This window comes from Actinoplanes sp. NPDC048791 (genome assembly GCF_040650095.1).
GTDB lineage: Bacteria > Actinomycetota > Actinomycetes > Mycobacteriales > Micromonosporaceae > Actinoplanes.
In genome coordinates, this window is record NZ_JBEZGQ010001107.1 from 1 (window position 1) to 2610 (window position 2610).

Below are 2610 nucleotides of genomic sequence, written 5' to 3' on the forward strand. Positions count from 1 at the left end.
CCCGGACGACATCAAGGAGCTGCCGCTCAAGCCGGACGATCCGGTACGGTGCGCGACGCTGCGCCTGCCGGTCGACTGGGCGCAGCCGCACGGGGCGACGTTCGACCTGTGGGTGGCCCGCCGCCCGGCCCGCGTGGCCGAGCAGCGGGCCGGCACGCTCGTGTTCGGCCCCGGCGGTCCGGGTGACTCCGGGGTGAGCCGGATCCGCCAGGGCAACCGGTTCAGCCCGGAGATCCTCGACAAGTTCGACACCGTGAGCTTCGACCCGCGTGGCGTGGCCCGCAGCGGCGCACCGAGCTGCGCTCCGGACCCCACCGCCCCCAAGCCGCCGATGCTGCTGACCGGTCAGCGCGACTTCGACGCGTTGACCACCTACAACCGGGCGCAGTGGGACGCCTGCCGCCCGACCAGCCCGGTGTTCGACCACGCGGACACGCTCAGCACCGTTCGCGACCTGGAGGCGCTGCGCCGCGCGCTGGGCGAGCCGAAGCTGACCTTCCACGGCAGCTCGTACGGCACCCTGCTCGGCGCGCAGTACGCCGAGCGGTACCCCGGCCGGGTCCGGGCCGTCGTGCTGGAGAGCGTGTTCGACCACAGCCTCGGCGTACGGGAATTCGTGCGTACCTCGGCGATCGCGGCGCAGGACTCGTTCGACGAGTTCGTCGCGTGGTGCGACGCGAGCAACGCCTGCGCGCTGCACGGCAAGGACGTACGCGGGATCTGGGCCGACGTGCTGGCCCGGGCCGACGGCGGCGAGTACGCGCCGTACACCGGCTTCGACATCGCTGCGATCCCGGTCGGCGCGCTGGCCCGCCCGGACTGGCCCGGCTTCGCCGGGGCGGTGAAGTCGCTGGCCGCCGGCATTCCGGTGCCGGCCGCCATCCCGCCGATCAGCACCGCCGTGTTCTGCAACGACTGGCCGGTGCCGCTGCGCGACTACGAGGAGTACGCCGATCTGGTCAGGACGGCCGCGGCCGCGGCACCCGACGTGCGCTACGGCGCGGGCCTGCTCGCCGTGGGGACGTGCCTGGGCTGGCCGACGCCGGTCCGCAACCCGATCCACGTGCCGCGGGTCCACACCAGGACCCCGCTGCTGCTGCTCAACGCCCGGCACGATCCGCGCACCGGCTACGAATGGGCCACCCACGTCGCCGCGCAGCTGGGCCGGCACGGCCGGCTGGTCACCTACGAGGGCTGGGGCCACGGTGCGTACCGGACGACGCCGTGCACCGGGGCGGTGGTCGACCGCTATCTGATCGATCTCGTGCTGCCGCCCCGAGGTGCCACGTGCGCCGCACCCCCGGTCGTCCCCGCGGGCTAGACACAGCCGGGTGGTCCCGTCCCCGCCGGACAGGGCCACCCGGCCGGCCGGTCAGTTCACCAGGACGACGCGGACCTCGGTGCCCGCGCCGGTGCCGTCGATGACGGCGGTGCCGGTCGTGTCCGGGGCCGCGTCGACGCGCACGGTCGGGTCGACTCCCGGCTGGCCCCACGGCGACGCCCAGACCAGCGACACCTGACGGGTCTCCCCCGCGGCCAGCGGCGCGAGCAGGCAGGCCGGGACCTCCGGTCCGGCCAGCACCGACACGCAGTCCGTCCAGGCCTGCGTCTCCTCACTCGGGGTGAAGAAACGCACCACCGGGTACGGCACCGGCTCGGCACTGATGTTGGTCACCGTGACCCCCACGGTGCCGCGCCACACGCCGTCGGCCTCCTGGGCGAGCCGCAGCTCGGTGGCCGTGATGTCGAAGGTGCCGGTGAGCGGCGCGAACGACACCCGCCAGCTGGTCCTGGCCGCGGTACGCGGAACCGGCGCCCCACCGACCTCACGGGCCACCTCCACCTTGACCGGCACCGTGGCGCCCGGGCCGCGGTCGCTGGTCAGCCAGCCGAGCTCGAAGTCCCGGGTCTCGCCCGGCGCCAGCGGCTCAGCCCAGCAGCGGAACGCGTCCCCGCTCAGCTGGGCCTGCGGACACCCGTTCAGGGCGCCGTGGTCGATGTTCAGCAGACTCGAGTAGGGCAGAGTCAGCAGCGGCGCCGGGATGGTGTTGCCGCTGCGGTTGGTGATGCTCACCGTGTTGGTGCCGGTGCGCACGCCGGAGAGGTCCGGCTGGCCGTAGACCAGGTCGGTGGCGGTGATCGCCAGCGGCGCGGTGCGGGCGGCCGGTGCGGCCACGGCCGCGCTCACGCCGGTCAGCGCGGTGGTCGCGCCGAGGAGAGCCGCCACGAGCGTGCGGCGGATGCTGCGGTTCATCTGAACTTCCTCTCGTCCCCCGTGGGACCGCCCGAAGCGGTCCACAAAGGAGGGAGTGTAGGAAGGTGCCGCAAGCCACGTACTGTTCGTGCGTGGCTCGCCGCCGGGCCGCCGCCTACGGTGCTGATCATGACCGCATTCACCCCGATCGTGCTGGTGCACGGGTTGTGGCACGGCAGCTGGTGCTGGAGCCGGCTGACCGGGCCGCTGGCCGCGTACGGCGTACCCTCCGTTGCTGTTGACCTGGACGGGCACGGCCTGGCCGGGCGCTCACCGTCGGCCCGCTGGTCCCGGCCGTTCGATCCGGCCGCCTTCGCCACCGAGCCCGCGCCGTCGGCCGCCGTGACCGCCTCCTC

3 protein-coding genes are annotated in these 2610 nt (G+C 74.0%); 2 read left to right on the plus strand and 1 reads right to left on the minus strand.

All coding sequences use genetic code 11. The features are described 5' to 3' along the window. Positions 1 to 1321, plus strand: a 1321-nt coding sequence (locus AB0C29_RS42860) for an alpha/beta hydrolase (RefSeq protein WP_360833324.1), incomplete at its 5' end; no start/stop codon positions are given. Between the two features lie 51 nt (positions 1322 to 1372). Here AB0C29_RS42860 and AB0C29_RS42865 read toward each other — a convergent pair. Then, positions 1373 to 2254, minus strand: a complete 882-nt coding sequence (locus AB0C29_RS42865; RefSeq protein ID WP_360833326.1) for a hypothetical protein — start codon at positions 2252 to 2254, stop codon at positions 1373 to 1375. 129 nt (positions 2255 to 2383) lie between these two features. Between AB0C29_RS42865 and AB0C29_RS42870 the strand changes: the two genes are divergently transcribed. Beyond that, on the plus strand, positions 2384 to 2610 hold a 227-nt coding region (locus AB0C29_RS42870; RefSeq protein ID WP_360833328.1), incomplete at its 3' end, for an alpha/beta fold hydrolase.

What these genes read in the sequence shown, in the direction of transcription:
- AB0C29_RS42865 (WP_360833326.1), bottom strand. Translation starts at nt 2,254, where the DNA reads ATGAACCGCAGCATCCGCCGCACGCTCGTGGCGGCTCTCCTCGGCGCG.